The 16,936-nt window shown below is 64.3% G+C and carries 13 protein-coding genes and 1 tRNA gene; 3 read left to right on the top strand and 11 right to left on the bottom strand.

Annotation, left to right across the window (positions count from 1 at the left end; all coding sequences use genetic code 11):
• The 8 genes from LJE63_04525 to mnmG form a co-directional block, all read right to left on the bottom strand.
• On the bottom strand, window positions 1-180 hold a 180-nt coding region (locus LJE63_04525; GenBank protein MCG6905869.1), incomplete at its 3' end, for a hypothetical protein.
• A gap of 343 nt (window positions 181-523) precedes the next feature.
• Window positions 524-600, bottom strand: a tRNA-Met gene (locus LJE63_04520).
• A gap of 178 nt (window positions 601-778) precedes the next feature.
• Window positions 779-2,620, bottom strand: coding sequence for a zinc-ribbon domain-containing protein (locus LJE63_04515; protein MCG6905868.1), 1,842 nt, complete (start codon window positions 2,618-2,620; stop codon window positions 779-781).
• Window positions 2,621-2,636: 16 nt separating this feature from the next.
• Window positions 2,637-3,155 (bottom strand): hypoxanthine phosphoribosyltransferase, encoded by a 519-nt coding sequence (hpt, locus tag LJE63_04510; protein ID MCG6905867.1) that lies wholly within the window; start codon window positions 3,153-3,155, stop codon window positions 2,637-2,639.
• Between the two features lie 96 nt (window positions 3,156-3,251).
• Complete coding sequence (locus tag LJE63_04505; GenBank protein ID MCG6905866.1) at window positions 3,252-4,187, bottom strand: DnaJ domain-containing protein; 936 nt, start codon at window positions 4,185-4,187, stop codon at window positions 3,252-3,254.
• A gap of 267 nt (window positions 4,188-4,454) precedes the next feature.
• On the bottom strand, window positions 4,455-5,255 hold the full coding sequence (gene fetB, locus LJE63_04500) for an iron export ABC transporter permease subunit FetB (GenBank protein ID MCG6905865.1): 801 nt from the start codon (window positions 5,253-5,255) through the stop codon (window positions 4,455-4,457).
• Window positions 5,255-5,902, bottom strand: a complete 648-nt coding sequence (locus LJE63_04495) for an ATP-binding cassette domain-containing protein (GenBank protein ID MCG6905864.1) — start codon at window positions 5,900-5,902, stop codon at window positions 5,255-5,257. Before LJE63_04495 ends, fetB begins: the two co-directional genes overlap by 1 nt.
• Window positions 5,899-7,791 (bottom strand): tRNA uridine-5-carboxymethylaminomethyl(34) synthesis enzyme MnmG, encoded by a 1,893-nt coding sequence (mnmG, locus tag LJE63_04490; protein MCG6905863.1) that lies wholly within the window; start codon window positions 7,789-7,791, stop codon window positions 5,899-5,901. Before mnmG ends, LJE63_04495 begins: the two co-directional genes overlap by 4 nt.
• 79 nt (window positions 7,792-7,870) lie before the next feature.
• On the opposite strand from mnmG, the gene LJE63_04485 reads away from it, so the two are divergent.
• Entirely contained in the window at window positions 7,871-8,803 is a 933-nt protein-coding gene (locus LJE63_04485) for a TIGR01212 family radical SAM protein (GenBank protein ID MCG6905862.1), read from the top strand.
• A gap of 112 nt (window positions 8,804-8,915) precedes the next feature.
• On the opposite strand, the gene LJE63_04480 is transcribed toward LJE63_04485, so the two are convergent.
• From LJE63_04480 to LJE63_04470, 3 genes are read right to left on the bottom strand one after another with little or no spacing between them, the layout of a single operon-like run.
• Window positions 8,916-9,362, bottom strand: coding sequence for a flavodoxin domain-containing protein (locus tag LJE63_04480; GenBank protein MCG6905861.1), 447 nt, complete (start codon window positions 9,360-9,362; stop codon window positions 8,916-8,918).
• A gap of 50 nt (window positions 9,363-9,412) precedes the next feature.
• Window positions 9,413-10,492 carry a chorismate synthase gene (gene aroC / locus LJE63_04475; protein ID MCG6905860.1) on the bottom strand — a complete coding sequence of 360 codons (1,080 nt, stop codon included), beginning with the start codon at window positions 10,490-10,492 and terminating at the stop codon, window positions 9,413-9,415.
• A gap of 22 nt (window positions 10,493-10,514) precedes the next feature.
• On the bottom strand, window positions 10,515-12,170 hold the full coding sequence (locus LJE63_04470; protein ID MCG6905859.1) for an NAD+ synthase: 1,656 nt from the start codon (window positions 12,168-12,170) through the stop codon (window positions 10,515-10,517).
• 222 nt (window positions 12,171-12,392) lie between these two features.
• Between LJE63_04470 and LJE63_04465 the strand changes: the two genes are divergently transcribed.
• Together LJE63_04465 and gdhA are read left to right on the top strand one after the other, a co-directional pair.
• Window positions 12,393-15,404 carry a phosphoenolpyruvate synthase PpsA gene (locus tag LJE63_04465; GenBank protein MCG6905858.1) on the top strand — a complete coding sequence of 1,004 codons (3,012 nt, stop codon included), beginning with the start codon at window positions 12,393-12,395 and terminating at the stop codon, window positions 15,402-15,404.
• On the top strand, window positions 15,370-16,719 hold the full coding sequence (gdhA, locus tag LJE63_04460; GenBank protein ID MCG6905857.1) for an NADP-specific glutamate dehydrogenase: 1,350 nt from the start codon (window positions 15,370-15,372) through the stop codon (window positions 16,717-16,719). Before LJE63_04465 ends, gdhA begins: the two co-directional genes overlap by 35 nt.
• Window positions 16,720-16,936 lie beyond the last annotated feature (217 nt).

Here is a 16,936-nt window from a genome sequence, read left to right as displayed (position 1 = left end):
CATCTCTTCAAGGATGTCCCTCTTAACGTCGTCAAGACCATTTATGTAGTCGGTCAGGGAGGGGGCGTCATCAAAAGGCCTGTCGCCATCATTCGGCCCGAACGGCTCATCCATTAATGCCTTGGCCCGTTCAAGGTATTTCGTGACCATGTCGCGGATCTGGTGATCGGTCAGTTTCATGAATCCTCTGTGGTTCCTCCTCATCCCCTGGAATAGTAACTGAACCTGTCCGGCAAGAACCCTTGCCCTCGATTTTGCGGTTCGTAGGTACCCTGTTTGGAGGGAGAAGCGCAACTCCGTTTTTCCGATAAACGGTCGAAGATCTGCCGGCACGCTCATCCTGAAACAGTACGAGTGCGGATTGCGGATCAAATAGGAGGGGGACCTGGTGATCTGGTGCATATGCTCGCCTCCAATCCCTCGGTTTGTGTAACCGATTTGTGTAAGAGTTGGAGTCGAGCCTTAAAGGGTGGGCGAACCAATAAAAAACCCACTGTTTTCACAGTGGGTTATACTGAAAAGATGGTGGCGATGCAGGGATTTGAACCCCGGACACTGCGGATATGAGCCGCATGCTCTGACCGACTGAGCTACATCGCCATTTATTGGATATTACCGCGGAGGCTGGAACATTTCCACCGAAAATTAACAGCGGGGTTGATACCAGTTCCGAACGCCGTAGTCAAGGCGAAATTGGCGAAAATATCCAGCCGGCGGGCCGTGGCGGCAGCGGTCCGGAACCCGGTGGTGCGGGTCCCGGACCGCCGGGAGAAACGGGTTAGTTGGCCGTCGGGGCGGTAACCGCCGCGGAGCCGGTCACCTCGATGGTGAACTCTTCCAGGTTTTCCGGCAGGTCCGAGAAAACCAGCATGAAGGGAATGGTGGCACCGGGCTTGACCTCGAGGTTGGCCACGCCGATTTCGCCTTTGGTGTTCAGGCGGCCCTGAATCTCCTCGAAACTCAGGTTTTTCAAATCCAGGTCGGCGAGAATGTTGCCGCTGACTACGTTCTCGCTTTTCACCAGCTGCTTTCCCTGGGAGTAGATTTTGCCGTTGACCGCGATGTCACGGCGGGCCACGGTGTAGCCGTTTTTGACCTCACCGGTGATGATGAAGAGCCTGCCGGCGCTATCGTTTTCGATAAACCGGCTGTTGATGTTGAGGGTCGAGAGATACAGGTTCCCGGCAGGATCGCTCACCTGCCCCTGGGGCTGAACAAACTCGCCGATAAAGGGGATGCTCCGGGTGAGATCCGTGACATAGGGGATGTGGACTCCCAGAAATTTTTGAAGGGCCAGAACACCGACGATCAGAAGAATCAGCAGGAGCAGGATCAGGGCCGGTGCGCCGCTGCCCTTTTTCTGGGCGCCAGCGGCGGCCCTGTAGGGCTCCGACTTGCGAACCTTATTACGCTCGGCCGGCCGGGTTTCGGCTAAGCCCTTTTCAGCCGGCGTCTCGGCGCCAACGGGCGTGGCCGCCCCGCCGGCCGCGACCGCTGCCGTTGCCGCAGCCCCAAAGCCGGCGGCTTGCTTGCTCTCGTCGGTTTCGAATTCAAGCTCGAAACCATCGGCCGCGGCTTCCTGATCCTCATCGGCAGCCGAATCAAAGTCCAGCTCGAGTTCCAGATCATCGGCATCGGCGGTCTCGGCACCGTCAGCGGATGAGCCGTCACCTTCGTCATCGAAGGCCCCCCCGACATCGGAGAGATCGATCAATTCGACGTCATCGCCGTCGGCATCAAGGGCCTCTGGCGCTTCGCCCCGCTGCGGATCACCGGTGGCCGCATCGGTATCGCCGCCTTCGGCCTCATCGGTTTCCAGCAGCGACTCCAGATCCGAGAGGTCCAGGTCATCCTCCTCGCCGCCGCCTTCATCAATAGCCGACAGATCCTCTTCTGCGCCGAAATCCTCGCTCAAGGTGAGTTCCACCTCCTGGGGTTCCAGCGCATCCTGATCCTCCTCGAAATCCAGCATTTCCTCGAGATCGGAGAGATCGATGATCTCGTCTTCATCGGCCTCATCCTCAGCGGGTTCGGCCTCCTGCCCTTCGGCGGCCGCCACCGGGTGTTCCCCCCCCTCGTTGGCCTCGGCTTCCTCCGGAATATCGAACAACTCATCCAGACCGCTGAGGTCCAGGCCTTCATCGTCGGCCGAGGCCCCTTGGCCTTCGGCTGCGCTCCCGGCGGTTTGAGAAGCCCCCGCTGGCCGCTTTTCGCGAGTCCCGGCATCATCCTCCAGTTCCAGCAGGTTCTCGATCTCGCCCAGGTCCATGTCACTGCTGCCCGCAACGCTGTCGTCCTCAAGCCCCAGCTCTTCCAGGGCTTTCTCGAAGGCCCGCTCGGCCCCGGGGTCGAACTCCTCGTCAAAGCTCAGGGCCCCGCCGGCTGCCACCGCCCCGGCTGCTGAAGCCTGGGCCGCTTCGGCGCCCCCACCAGCCGGGGCATCCGCCCCGTGGGTCGCCGGTTGCGGGGGAAGCCCGGCCTGATCCGCCGCCAGGCCAGACGATGGGTGGACCGTGAAGACATGCCGGCACTGGGAACACCGCACCTTGGAACCGGACGGTTTGACGACTTTATCGTCCAGGTTGAAACTGGTATCACACTCTTCGCAGGTAATAATCATGACAGATCCTCGCGGGTTATAATTTCAGGTGATAAATCTCCTGCAAGCACCGGTAGTCCTCGGCATAATCCAGGCCGTAGCCCACCAAAAACCCCTCCTGCACCACCTGGCAAGCATAATCCACCGGCACCGTGCGCTCGCGCCGCTCGCGCTTGTCGAGCAGCGCGCAGACCTTCACCGAAAGCGGCCCGAATGATCGGAGGTGGTCCATCAGGCAGGAGAGAGTCAGGCCGGTATCGACGATGTCCTCGACGATCAGGACGTCCTTGCCGCGGATATCCAGTTCGAGGTTCTTGGTCAGGGAGAGTTTCCCCGACGAGGTGGTGCCGGCGCCGTAGCTGGCCACCCGGACAAAATCGATTTGGGCGGGGATGCTCAGCGCGCGGGCCAGGTCGGCCAGAAAGATGAAAGCCCCGTTGAGAACCCCCACCAGAACCAGCTTGCGCCCCTTGTAATCGCGCGAGATGCGCAGGGCCGCGGCGGCGACCATCCGCTGGATTTGATCTTTGGTGAAGACTGGGAGTAGTTCGGGCATGACGGGATTTCACTGTATCCGAAGCGCCGGCGGCGGCCTCACCAAAGCCATCGGGTCGCTGCCGGTGTTGCAGGCTCGCGGCCGGCTGAAAAGGACTTAAAGGCCTGTTTGGGCGAGTTTTTCAACCAGTTCCTTCTGTTCCCGCGTCAGCTTGCCGGGAATGATGACATGCACGTGCACGTAAAGATCGCCTTTGCCAGTTCCCTGCATCTGCGGCAGGCCGCGGCCGCCCAGCCGCATCTTGGTTTTGTGCTGGGTTCCCGGCGGGATCTTGAGTTTGAGGCTCTTGCCCTCCAGGGTCGGGACCTCCACCGTGGTCCCCAGGAGCGCTTCGGTCAGCTTGATTTCGCGCACCACGTAGAGGTCTTGACCTTCGAACCCAAAAACCGGATCGTCCATCACCCGGGAGCGGATGAAGAGGTCCCCGGGCGGCCCCCCGTAAGGGCTGGGATCGCCCTTGGCCGCCAGCCGCAGCTTTTTCCCGGTGGTCATCCCCTTGGGGATCTTGACAGTGATTTTTTCGCTGCGCCCCTCGTGCTGGAACGAAATCGTCTTGCTGGCGCCGGTGGCCACCTCCTTGAGGGTCAGCGGCAGTTCGTAGACCAGATCGCCGCCCTTGACGGGCGCCTGCTGCCGGTGACGACCGCCGCCGAAAGGCTCGCCGGGGTTGAAAGAAAACCGGAACCCGCCGCCCTGCCCGGGTCCGCCGAAGCTGGCGCCGCGGGCGCCGCCGCCGCCAAAGCCGAATTCGCGGAATATGTCTGAAAAATCGAAATTGCGGAAAATATCTTCCTGCGAATAGCGCTGTTGAAAGCCTGCTGAGCCGAAGGTGTCGTATTGCTGGCGTTTTTCCTTGTCACTGAGTACGGCATAGGCCTCGCTGATCTTTTTGAACTTCTCCTCGGCCTGCTTGTCCCCCTCGGTGTGGTCGGGGTGGTATTTCATCGCCAGTTTGCGATAAGCCTTCTTAATTTCTGCTTCGGTCGCGTTTTTACTGACTCCCAGTTCGGCGTAGTAATCCGTCTCGGACATTGTCGCTACCCTATCTGATAAACAATGTTAATCGGAATGGTTTGCTTGAAACTTGAAACAATATTTAACAGGTTAAACTAAGGTTAGAGCCGGAAGCTGTCAAGCGCGCTTGTTCTAATAATTCTAAATATATCAGATATTTTTAAGCGGGCTTGGGCACCGTTGGCGGAGAGGTTTTGGCTCTTCGCGGCGAGTCAAACCCCCTGCTCCGCGACCCGCTTCCGGCGCCGCACCGCCGCTGCCTGCCGGCGAGTGCCGGACGCGGCCTCAGGGGGCGGACTTGAGGCGCTCCAGGCGCAGGCGGTGGCGCTCGTCGAACAGCCTCTGCCCCCCCAGCCATACGGCGGTGATGGTGCCGAACCCGGTGCCGGCGGCGATCAGAAACATCACCAAAATCTGGTACTTGACGGCCTCCAGGGGCGGCGAGCCGCCGAGAATCTGGCCGGTCATCATGCCCGGCAGACTGACGATCCCGGCCGCCGACATGGCGTTGATGATCGGGATCAGACCGCTGCGGATGCTGTCACGGCGGATGCCGGCGATAGCCGCTGGGGCCTCTTCGCCCAGGATCAGCCGCCCCTCGATGGCGGCCCGCTGGGACCAGGCCGCCTGGGTGAGGCGGTCCAGACCAACCGCCATGCCGGTCATGGTATTGCCCAGCACCATGCCCAGCAGCGGCACGGCATAGCGCGGCGCGTACCAGGGCTGGATGTCGATGATGGCGGTGAGAGCCAGCAGGGTGATTGAAAAAGAGGACACGAACATGGAGACCGTCCCCACGCCGAAGCCCCACCAGCCGGCAAACCGCCGCTTCTGCCGGCCCATGACCTCGCGACCCGCGGCCAGCAGCATGACCAGGGCCATCAGGCCGATCCAGAGCAGGTCGACGTGCGCAAAAACGGTTTTCAGCACCAGACCCACCAGCAGGAGCTGGACCGTGGTGCGGGCGGCGGCGATCACGATCTGGCCGGCCAGGTTGAGCCGCAAGCGCAGGCTGAGCAGAGCCAGGAGCACCACCAGCAGCGCGGCAAGGCCGAGATCCAGCGGGCTCAGGGGCACGACGTGCATCAGGAGCCCTCCAGCCGGCCATTTTGCAGGCGGCGGCAGCGGGTTGCGACCCGCCTGAGCTGGTCCAGATCGTGGGTCACCCAGACCACGGCGGCGCCCCGCGCCTCGCGGTAGCGGCGCACCAGATCCTCCAGGCGAGCGGTGTTTTGGGCGTCGAGATTGGCCGTCGGCTCGTCCAGCAGCAGCACCGCCGGCTGCCCCACCAGCAGCCGCAGGAATGCCAGGCGTTGACGCTCGCCGCTGGACAGGCGCGCAACCTCCCAGTGCAGCACCTCGGGCCCAAACCCCAGCCGGTCGAGCCAGGGGGGCGCAACCCCGTCAAAGTGGGCGCCCACCGTGTCCGCCCACCAGGCGCTTTCCGCCGGCAGGAGACCCACCTGGCGGCGCCAGTGGGGCGCGGGCAGCGCCCCGGCCGCGACCCCGTCCAGGTATACCTCGCCTGTGTGCGGGTCCAGATCGGCCAAGGCCCTCAGCAGAAGGGTCTTGCCGCTGCCCGAAGGGCCCGTGATCCCCAGGCACTCCCCGTGCGCAACGCCGAACTGGAACGGCCCCAGGTCGAGAAAAGAGAGGTTTTCGACTCTCAGGCGCGCCGCGCTCCCGCCCGCCGCCAGGGACGGTGGCAACCCCTCTTCTGCCACGGCAATCACGATGCCGCCGTTTCCGGGCGGGCGCCGGCGGCCTTGATGGCGATCATCAGGACCGATAGCGCCGCCGGGGTCATGCCGTCGATCCGCGAGGCCTGCCCCAGGGAGGTCGGGCGAATCGCCGAGAGCTTCTGGCGCAGTTCGGTGGAGAGGCCGTGGATCTGATCGTAGGCCAGGTCCGGCGGGATCGGCCGCTGTTCAAAGCCTTTGAATTTTTCGATCTCTTTCTGCTGCTTCTGGATGTAGCCCTCGTATTTGATCTCGATCTCCACCTGGCGGGCCACCTTGGGATCCACGGGCTGCGGTCCGGGGGCCAGGGCCTCCACCGCACCGTAGTCCAGCTGGGCGCGCTTGAGTAGCTGCTCCATGGTGGCCCCGCTGGTTATCGGCGGGGTGCCGGCCTGGTCGAGAAAGGCGTTGACCGCCGGGCCGGGTTTGACCACCTTGTTTTTGAGGCGCTGGATCTCGGCGGCGATCCGCCGTCTGCGTTCCCGAACCTCCCGGCTGGCGGCCGCATCGACCAGGCCCAGGTCGTGCCCGATTTCCATCAGGCGCAGATCGGCGTTGTCCTCGCGCAGCATCAGGCGGTACTCCGCGCGCGAGGTGAACATGCGGTAGGGCTCGCGCGTGCCGCGGGTGACCAGGTCGTCCACCAGAACCCCCAAGTAGGCCTGGGAGCGATCCAGGACGAACGGGGGCCGGCCCTGCACCTGGCAGGCGGCGTTGATCCCGGCCCACAGCCCCTGAGCGGCGGCCTCCTCGTAGCCCGAGGTGCCGTTGATCTGGCCGGCCATAAAAAGACCGGCCACCCGCTTGGTCTCCAGGGTCGGGGTCAGCTGGACGGGGTTGACGTAGTCGTACTCGATGGCGTAGGCGGGCCGCATGATCTCGGCTTCTTCAAGCCCCCTGACCGAGCGCACCACCCGAATCTGGATTTCCAGCGGCAGACTGTTGCCCAGCCCGCTGGCATAGATCTCGTCGGTCTCCAACCCCTCGTGTTCGAGGATCACCTGGTGGCTGTCCTTGTCGCCAAAGCGCACAATCTTGTCTTCGAAAGACGGGCAGTAACGCGCCGAGACGCCCTGGATGACCCCGCCGTAGAGCGCGGAGAATTTCAGGTTGTCCCGGACGATCCGGTGGGTCGCGGGGTTGGTGTGGCCGATGTAGCTCGCCACCTGGGGCAGCAGGCGGCCACGGGGGAAAAAGGAGAAGGGCGCCGGGTCGGCCTCGCCCTCCTGGCGCGTGAAGGCCTCGAAATCGATGCTGCGGCGGTGGATCCGCGGCGGGGTCCCGGTTTTCATGCGCCCCAGCTCGAAGCCCAGGGCTTTGAGGTGGTCCGGCAGACCGTAGGAGGCGAATTCGCCGGCGCGGCCGGCCTGCACGGCGGTAAAGCCGATGTGCACCAGCCCGCTCAGGAAAGTACCGGTGGCCAGCACCACGGCCTTGGCGCTGTAGCCGAAGCCGGTCTGGTCGGTGAGCCCCGCGATCCGCCCGCCGGCCACCTCCAGGCGCTCGACCATGGCCTGCTTGAGATCCAGCCCGGGCTGTTTTTCGACCACCGCCTTCATGGCGATGTGATAGCGGGCCTTGTCGTTCTGAGTCCGGGAGGAATGCACCGCCGGCCCCTTCTTGGTGTTCAGGGTGCGGTAGGAGATGGCGGTCTGATCGGTAACCCGGGCCATTTCCCCGCCCAGGGCGTCGATTTCCTTGACCAGCTGGCCCTTGGCCATCCCGCCGATGGAGGGGCTGCAGGGCATGGCCGCCAGCTTGTCCAGGTCGATGGCCATCAGCAGGGTGCGGCAGCCCATCCGAGCGGCGGCCAGCGCCGCCTCGCAGCCGGCATGGCCGGCCCCCACGACGATGACATCATAAGATCTGGCATCCGCAACCATTTCCAACAACCCTTTTTATTTGGCCTTTTTGTGCTAAAATGAGCACGTTTTTGACCCCCCCTCCCCAGCAGGAGACGGCATGCCGGAGCGCTACCGAGATTTCAACACCCACCTGAGGGCCCTTTTCGGCTGCCGGGTGCAGAAAATCAGCGTGGATGCCGGCCTGACCTGCCCCAACCGCGACGGCCGGGTGGGCACCGGCGGCTGCATCTACTGCAACGCCCGCGGCTCGGGCACCGGCGCCCACGGGCGGGGCCTGAGCGTGACCGAGCAGCTCCGGCAGGGCAAGACGGCCCTTGCCCGGCGCTACAAGGCCAGGAAATTCCTGGCCTATTTCCAGTCTTTTTGCAACACCTACGCGCCGCTTGAAACCCTGCGGCGGCTCTACGCCGAAGCCTTGGGTGTGCCGGACATCGTCGGCCTGGCCATCGGCACGCGCCCCGACTGCGTCGACACGGGCGTTCTCGAGCTGCTGGAAGAGCTGGCCCGCGGCCACCTGATCTGGATCGAATACGGCCTGCAATCCGCCCACGACACCACCCTCGCGCGCCTCAACCGGGGGCATACCTTCGGCCGGTTTGCAAAGGCGGTGGCGGCGACCCGGCAGCGCGGCATCCGCATCTGCACGCATGTCATTCTGGGGCTTCCGGGGGAGACCCGCAAGCAGATGCTGGCCACCGCCGACGCGGTCGCGGCTTTAGGCATCGACGGCATCAAGCTGCACCTGCTCTACGTCGTGCGCGGCACCCCGCTGGAGGCCCTCTACCGGGCGGGGCGCTACACCTGCCTGGAACAGGCCGCCTACGTGGATCTGGTCTGCGATTTTATCGAACGGCTGCCGCCGGAGATGGTGATCCAGCGCCTGACCGGCGACCCCCACCCGGAGGAGTTGGTGGCTCCCCGGTGGTCCCTGAAAAAATCGGAGACCCGGGCGCTGATCCAGGCCGCGCTGGCGCAGCGGGACTCCTGGCAGGGCAAACGATGCCAGCAAAGGGGGACCATCGGGAGATAACCCGCTTGGAACGGAAAGGTCCGGAAGGCCGCGCAAGAAAGCGCAGGGAAACGTTTTTTCCCTGCGCTTGTCGCGATTCACGGCTCCCGGGCCACCGTGGCCAGGGGCCGGATCAGGCCGGCAGTTTGGCGGCCACAGCCCGACCGTAGTCCTGGCAGGCACGGTTGCCGTCGGGGGTGCCCACCACGTGCTCCAAGAGGTTCAGCGAACCCAGGTCCACCATGTCCATCTTGAAGACATGCATCATGGTGTCGTAGATTCGGCCGGGGGCATCCCCGCTGTGGGTGTAGGAGCCGAAGGCGCCGCCCATCTTGCCCAGCAGGTTGGCCTTTTCCGCCAGGAAAAGAAAGGTCTTCATGTTGCCGGTCATGTCCCGGTGGTAGGTGGGGCAGCCGAAAATGAAACCGTCATAGCCCTCCAGGTCCTTTTCGCTTTTGATATCCCCCAATTTCTTGACATCCGCGGTGTGCCCGCTCATGCGGACCCCCTCGGCGATGAAATTGGCCATGGTTTCGGTCTTGCCGGTCCGACTGGTGTAGGCCACGACTACCTTTTTCATGTTGCGCCTCCTTTTGGGGTTGAGTTGTTTTCCTCTGACACACGCGCCTTTCAGGCACGCATTTTTTGCCGCAAGGCGAGATCACCTATCACCAGGGCGGCCATGGCTTCGACGATGGGCACCGCCCGCGGCACGACGCACGGGTCGTGCCGCCCCTTGGCCGCCAGAACGGCCGGGTTGCCGTCGAAATCCACCGTCTCCTGGGCCAGCCCGATGGTGGCCGGCGGCTTGAAGGCCACCCGGAAAAAAACCGGCTCGCCGTTGGAGATGCCCCCCTGGATGCCGCCGCTGTAATTGGTGGCGGTCCCCAGGCGCCCTGATTTGAAAACGAACGGGTCGTTGTGGCGGGAGCCGCGCATCCGGCTGCCGGCAAAGCCGGAGCCGATTTCAAACCCCTTGGTGGCCGGGATCGACAGCATGGCCTGGGCCAGGCGGGCCTCGAATTTGTCGAAGACCGGCTCGCCCAGCCCCACCGGCACCCGCCGGCAAACGCAGGCCACCACCCCGCCCAGGGAGTCGGCCGCCTCGCGCGCGTCCACGATCGCGGCCTGCATCGCTTCGGCGCTTCGACCGTCCGGGCAGCGCACCGCGCTGGCATCCACCGCCTCACGGCTGACCGTTTCCGGGTCGATCCCCTCGGCGGCGAGTTCCCCCACCGCCTGCACCCAGGCGACGATCTCCACCCCGAAGGCCTCCCGCAGGTATTTCTCGGCAATCGCACCGGCCGCCACCCGCCCGACGGTCTCGCGCGCGCTGGAGCGGCCGCCGCCGCTGGCGGCGCGGATGCCGTATTTCATCTGGTAGGTGAAGTCGGCGTGGGAGGGGCGCGGAACGGACTGCAGGTCCCGGTAGTCGTCCGGGCGCTGGTCGCGGTTGGCCACGAAAAGCGCGATGGGAGTCCCCAGGGTGCGGCCGTTTTCGACGCCGGAGAGGATCGTCACGGCGTCGGCTTCCCGGCGGTCGGTGGTCAGCCGGCTCTGACCCGGCCGGCGCCGGTCGAGCTGGGGCTGGATGTCGGCCTCGCTGAGGGCCATCCGCGGCGGGCAGCCGTCGACGACCGCGCCGACACCCTTGCAGTGGGACTCGCCAAAGGTGGTGACCCTGAATAGGGTGCCGAAGGTGCTGGACATGGAAAATTTCCTCGCTGGCCGGTTAGCGACCGAAGGCGCTGCCGGGCCGGAACCCGTGGGCAATGGGGTAGCGCCGGCCGTAGCCGAACGCCTTGGAGGTGACTTTCAGCCCGGGCGCGGCCTGATGGCGCTTGTACTCGCTGCGCACGATGCGCCCGACAACATCCGCCACCAGGGCGCGTTCATAGCCCAGGGCGGCGATTTCATCGACGGTTTTGAGGTCTTCGACGAAGGCTTTCAGGATTTCGTCCAGGACCGCGTAAGGCGGAAGGTCATCCTGGTCGGTCTGGCCGGGGGCGAGTTCGGCCGAGGGAACCTTCGCGATGATGCGCGCCGGAATCACCTCGCGCCCGTGGTTGAGGTGCCGGGAGAGTTCATAGACCATGGTTTTGGGCACATCCGAAATCACGGCCAGGCCGCCGCTCATGTCGCCGTAGAGCGTGCAGTAGCCCACGGCCAGCTCCGACTTGTTGCCTGTGGTCATAAGCAGTGAGCCGTCGCGGTTGGAGTAGGCCATCAGGATCGCCCCCCGGATCCGGGCCTGGATGTTCTGCTCGGTCACCCCCGGCGCCCGGGGGTCAAAACCGGGCGCGAGCTGCCCCAGGAACTGGTCGAAGATCGCGTCGATAGGCACCGTGTTCAGCGCAATGCCGAGGTTAGCGGCCAGCCGGGCGGTGTCCTCGAAGTTGTCGGGGGAGGTGTAGCGCGACGGCATGAACACCCCGCGCACGTTCTCGGCCCCGAGGGCCTCCACCGCAATGGCGGCGGTCAGGGCGGAGTCGACCCCGCCGCTCAAGCCCACCACGGCTTTGGCGAAGCCGCACTTGGTGACGTAATCGCGGGTGCCCATGACCAGCGCCCGGCGCACGGCGGCGACATCCGAGACGGCGGCCGGGTGGCATTCCCCGCGGCCGGTCTCCAGATCGTAGACAACGAGGTCCTCGACAAAGTCCGAGGCCCGGGCGGCCACCTCGCCGGTGGCCGCAAAGGCCGTGCTGAGACCGTCGAAAAGCAGGCTGTCGTTGCCGCCCACCTGGTTGACGAAGACCAGCGGCAGACGGTACTTGCCGGCGATGGTGGCCAGCATCCGGCTGCGGAAGGCGTCTTTGCCCACATGAAAGGGCGAGGCCGAGATGTTGATGATCAGTTCCGCCCCGCTTTCCACCAGCAGGGCCACCGGGTCGGCCGGGTAGATCCGGCGCTTGAAGACGTCCTTGTCGTTCCAAGCGTCCTCGCAGACCGTCAGCCCCAGCCGGCGCCCGCGGAAGGCGACCGTCCGGTAGATCGCACCGGGTTCGAAGTAGCGGCCCTCGTCAAAGACGTCGTAGGTCGGCAGCAGCCGTTTGGCGGCTTTTTGAAGCACCCGGCCGTCTTCGAACAAGACCGCGCTGTTGAAGAGCGGATTGCCCGCGGCCGCCGGGTTGATGTCGGCCACCCCGCAGACCACCCCGATGCCCCGCAGGGTGTCGATCAGCCGTTCCAGGCAGGCCAGGCCGGCGACGACAAAATCTCTTTTCTCCAAAAGGTCCCGGGGGGGGTAGCCCGAAATAGCCAGCTCGGGAAAGACCACCAGGTCGCACCCGCGACCGGCGGCATCGCCGGCAAAGTCTTTTATTTTTTTGAAATTGTAATCGAAATCCCCGACAATCGGGTTGATTTGGGCGAGGGCGATTTTCATGGCAGGATCGTCTGCTCCAGGGCAGCGGGGACAGGTCGCACAAGGTCGCGGCCGGTTGGATGAGGTGCAATCAGGCGCCGTGGCCGGAACCGGCACCCTGGCGAGTCGGCTGAAAATACTACAGCGCCTTTGCGGTTGTCAACCGGGGCGGCGGCGTATATACCATCGTCAAGCCGACGGTTGGATCCCGGTGCCGTAGCCCACCCCCAACAGGTGAACCCCATGGCGACCGAACCGCAAAACGAGCTGGACGACTTCGACCTCTCCTTCAAGGTCTTCTACGATCTGATGACCCGCAAGGTGCATCACATCCTTCTGGTCTCAAGCCCGTACGAGGCTTTCATCATGGAGGAGGACGGCCGCCTGGCCGAGCGGATCGTGAATGAATACGAAGGGCTGAACCTCTCCAGTCCGCCGCGTCTGACCTGGGTCGCCACCGCCGCCGAAGCCCTTGCGGCCCTGGAAAAGGAACCCCTCGATCTGGTCATCCTCAACCCCGGCCTGGGTGATCGGGACCCCTACGACCTGGGGCGCCGGATCAAGCGCCACCACCCGGATCTGCCCGTCATTCTGCTGGCCCACAGCACGGATCTGTTAGACGACCCACGCGGCACCGACCAGCGCGCCATCGACAAACAGTTCGTCTGGCTGGGCAACTCCGACCTTTTCCTGGCCATCATCAAGAGCGTCGAAGACCTCCTCAACGTGGCCCACGACACCACGCGGGCACGGGTCAGGGTCATTCTCCTGGTTGAGGACTCCCCCTTTTACTACTCTTCCTTTCTCCCTCTGCTCTACCGTGAGATCGTCAGCCAGACCCAGGCGGTGATGGAGGAATCCATCAACGCGGAGCACCGGCTGCGCCGGATGCGGGCGCGGCCCAAGATCCTGCTGGCGGAAACCTACGAGGAGGCCCTGGATATTTTTCGCCGCTACCGCCCCTACATGCACTGCGTCTTTTCCGACGTGCGCTTCAAGCGCCATGGCAAAATGGACCCCCAGGCCGGTTTTGCGCTGCTGTCCAAAATTCAGCGGGAATCGCCGGGGGTTCCCTTTCTGGTCTTGAGCAGCGAGGAGAGCAACCGGCAGCGGGCGCTGGCCCTGCCGGCGGCCTTCGTCAACAAGAACTCCCCCTCGCTGAACGCCGAAATCCGCTCGTTTTTCACCCGCTACCTGGGTTTCGGCGAGTTTGTATTCCGAATGCCGGACGGGCGCGAGGTGGCCCGCGCCAACAGCGTGCAGGCCCTGGAAAAGGTGCTGCCATCGGTGCCGGACGCCTCGGTCCTCTACCACGCCACCCAAAACCATTTTTCCAACTGGCTGATGGCCCGCTGTGAAATTCTTCTGGCCTCCCGGCTGCGCCCCATCAAGGCCAGCGATTTCCCGTCCGCGGCGGCCATCAAGGCCTACTTGATTGCCAGTTTGCGCGAGCGCCGACAGAAACGCCAGCGCGGCGTGATCTCCGACTTCGTGCCGGCCAAATTCGACACCGAAAACGGTTTTTTCAAGATCGGGCTGGGTTCCATGGGCGGCAAGGCCCGCGGCCTGGCCTTCCTGGCCACGCAGTTGATCGAAAACGCCTGGCTGCCGGCCAAGTACCCGGGTGTGCGGATCACCATTCCCCACAGCGTGGCCATCGCCACCGAGGGTTTCGACGATTTCCTGGACGAAAACGCCCTGCGCAATTTCGACCCTGAGGGTCTCGACGACGACAGCATTCTCGGAACCTTCCTGGCCGCGCGTTTCCCCGTCTGGCTGCGCGAGGATCTCAAAGCCTACCTGCAACAGGTGACCTACCCCCTGGCGGTGCGCTCTTCGAGCCTGCTGGAGGACGCCCAGGGCCAGTCCTTCGCGGGGGTCTACAACACCTACATGCTGCCCAACTGCCACGAGGAACTCAACGTCCGGTTGGGCCGGCTGATCAACGCCGTCAAGCTCGTCTGGGCATCGACCTTCCTCGAGAACCCGCGCGCCCTTTTCCGCAGCACCCTGCACCGCACCGAGGAGGAGAAGATGGCGGTCATCGTCCAGGCGCTCACCGGCGCCCGGCACGGCGATTATTTCTATCCGGCCCTGGCGGGCGTGGCGCAGTCCTACAATTTCTACCCGGTGGGGCCCATGCGACCCGAGGAAGGCATCGCCCACATTGCCCTGGGACTGGGCAAAACGGTGGTCGAGGGCGGTTCGACGCTGCGCTTCTGCCCCCGCTACCCGGAACTGCTGCCCCATTTTTCGACGGTGGCCGACATTCTGCAAAATGCCCAGCGGGCCTTTTTCGCCCTCAAGATGACCGGCCGCTCCGAAGAACGGGGGCTTGGAGGGCAAGACGCGCTGGTCAAGCTGACGATCGACCAGGCCGCCGACCACCCGGCGGTACGTTTCTTTGCCAGCGGCTACAGCCCCCAGGATCAGCACATCCGCGACCGCCTTGGCGGGGGGGACTATCCGGTGGTCACCTTTGCCAACGTTCTCAAACACAGCGCAATCCCCCTGCCGGCCATCCTGGTGGACCTGCTGGCGCTCGGCCACCGGGGCATGGGCGGGCCGATGGAGATTGAATTCGCCCTGACCCTGGCATCGGCGGACCAGCCCCAGCCGAACCTGGCGCTGCTTCAGATTCGCCCGATGGCCAAGACCCCGGCGTGGCCGGGCGAAGAAGAGAGCGACAGCGCTGCACCGCACCACACCTTCTGCTACTCCAGCATGGTGATGGGCACCGGGGGCTTGAACACCGTCCGGGACTTGGTGTATGTCAAACCCGAATCCTTCGACCCGGCCCGCACCGTGGCGATCGCGGCAGAAATCGCAGCCTTCAACGTGCAGCTGCTGGCCGCCGGACGAAAGTACCTGCTGATCGGTCCGGGCCGCTGGGGATCGGCCGACAGCTGGCTGGGCATCCCGGTCAGATGGAAGGACATTTCCGGGGTGGGGGCGATTGTGGAAACCACCCACCCCCGGTTGCATGCCGATCCTTCTCAAGGCACCCACTTTTTTCACAACATCACGTCTCTGGGGATCAGCTACATCACCATTTCCAAGGACCCCCGGGACTTCATCGACTGGCCGTTTCTCGCCGGCCTGCCGGCCGCCCGGGACGGCCGGTTCGTGCGCCACGTAGCCCTGGCGCAGACGCTGAGATTGAAATTTGACGGCAAACGGTCCTGTGCAGCGATTCTAATCCCCCAAACGGAGGAAACCGATGAACGAGATAGTGGACCGGATCACCAACCGTGACCCGGCTGAAAAGGAGTTCCATCAGGCGGTGGGCGAGGTGCTGGAATCGGTTCAACCCGTGCTGGAGCGCAACCCCGAGTACCGGCGGCAGAAGGTGTTCGAACGCCTGGCGGAGCCCGAACGGGTGGTCATGTTCCGGGTGCCCTGGCAGGACGATCGCGGCGAAATCCAGATCAACCGCGGATTTCGCGTCCAGATGAGCAGCGCCATCGGCCCCTACAAGGGCGGGCTGCGCTTTCACCCCTCGGTCACGCTCTCGATCATGAAGTTTTTGGCCTTCGAGCAGGTTTTCAAAAACGCTCTAACCACTCTGCCCATGGGCGGCGGCAAGGGCGGCTCGGACTTCGACCCCAAGGGCAAGTCCGACAGCGAGGTGATGCGCTTTTGCCAGAGCTTCATGCAGGAGCTCTTTCGCCACATCGGCCACGACACCGACGTCCCGGCAGGCGACATCGGCGTGGGCGCCCGTGAGATCGGATACCTCTTCGGCACCTACAAGAAGCTCAGCAACCGCTTCACCGGCATCCTGACCGGCAAGGGGGTCAATTGGGGCGGCAGCCTGATCCGGCCCGAGGCCACCGGCTACGGCTGCGTCTATTTCGCCGCCGAAATGCTGGCGACCCGCAGCCAGAGCCTGGAAGGCCAGCGCTGCCTGATCTCGGGGGCAGGCAACGTCGCCCAGTTCACGGCCGAGAAGCTCATCGCCCTGGGCGCCAAGGTGTTGAGCCTCTCGGATTCCTCCGGCCACATCTACGATGAGGCCGGCATCGACCGCGACAAGCTGGACTTCGTCATGTTTCTGAAAAACGTGCGCCGCGGCCGGATCGCGGAATATGCCGAAAAATACGATGGCGTGGTCTACACCCCGGTGGACCCCACCCTGGAGCACAACCCGCTCTGGGACCACCCCGCCGACCTGGCCTTTCCCTGCGCCACCCAGAACGAAATCAACGCCCGGGACGCCGAAAACCTGATCGGCAACAAGGTCGCCCTGGTCTGCGAAGGCGCCAACATGCCCACCACCCCGGAGGGGATCACCCGGTTTCTGGACAGCGGCATTCTCTACGCCCCGGGCAAGGCCGCCAATGCCGGCGGCGTGGCCGTGTCGGGGCTTGAGATGGCCCAGAACAGCATGCGCCTGAGCTGGCCGCGCCAGGAGGTCGAAGAGCGCCTGCGGGCCATCATCAGGAGCATCCACCAGGTCTGCCTCTCGGCCGCCGAGGAATACGGTACACCGGGCAACTACATGAACGGCGCCAACATCGCCGGGTTCGTCAAGGTGGTGGAGGCCATGCTGGACCAGGGGCTGGTCTGAGCCCCGCAGCCAGACGGATCGCATTGGGGTCGCGGCAACCAGTAATTCAACGGGCTGGCGCCGAATTTCGGTTCCTCACCAAGGCGTGTCCACCGGTGCATTTCGTGATATGTGTCGCCGGATGTAACGCCGGTGACGGGCCAAAAGACAAGCAAGCCGTGGCATGATTTTTGGCCGGGACTCTTGGCCCGCAAGCCGCGCTGAATGCGGGCCCCAC

Source organism: Desulfobacteraceae bacterium (assembly GCA_022340425.1).
Taxonomy (GTDB): Bacteria; Desulfobacterota; Desulfobacteria; order Desulfobacterales; family JAABRJ01; genus JAABRJ01.
Note: the sequence above shows the minus strand (reverse complement) of the source record. Positions and strands in the feature narration are given on the sequence as shown.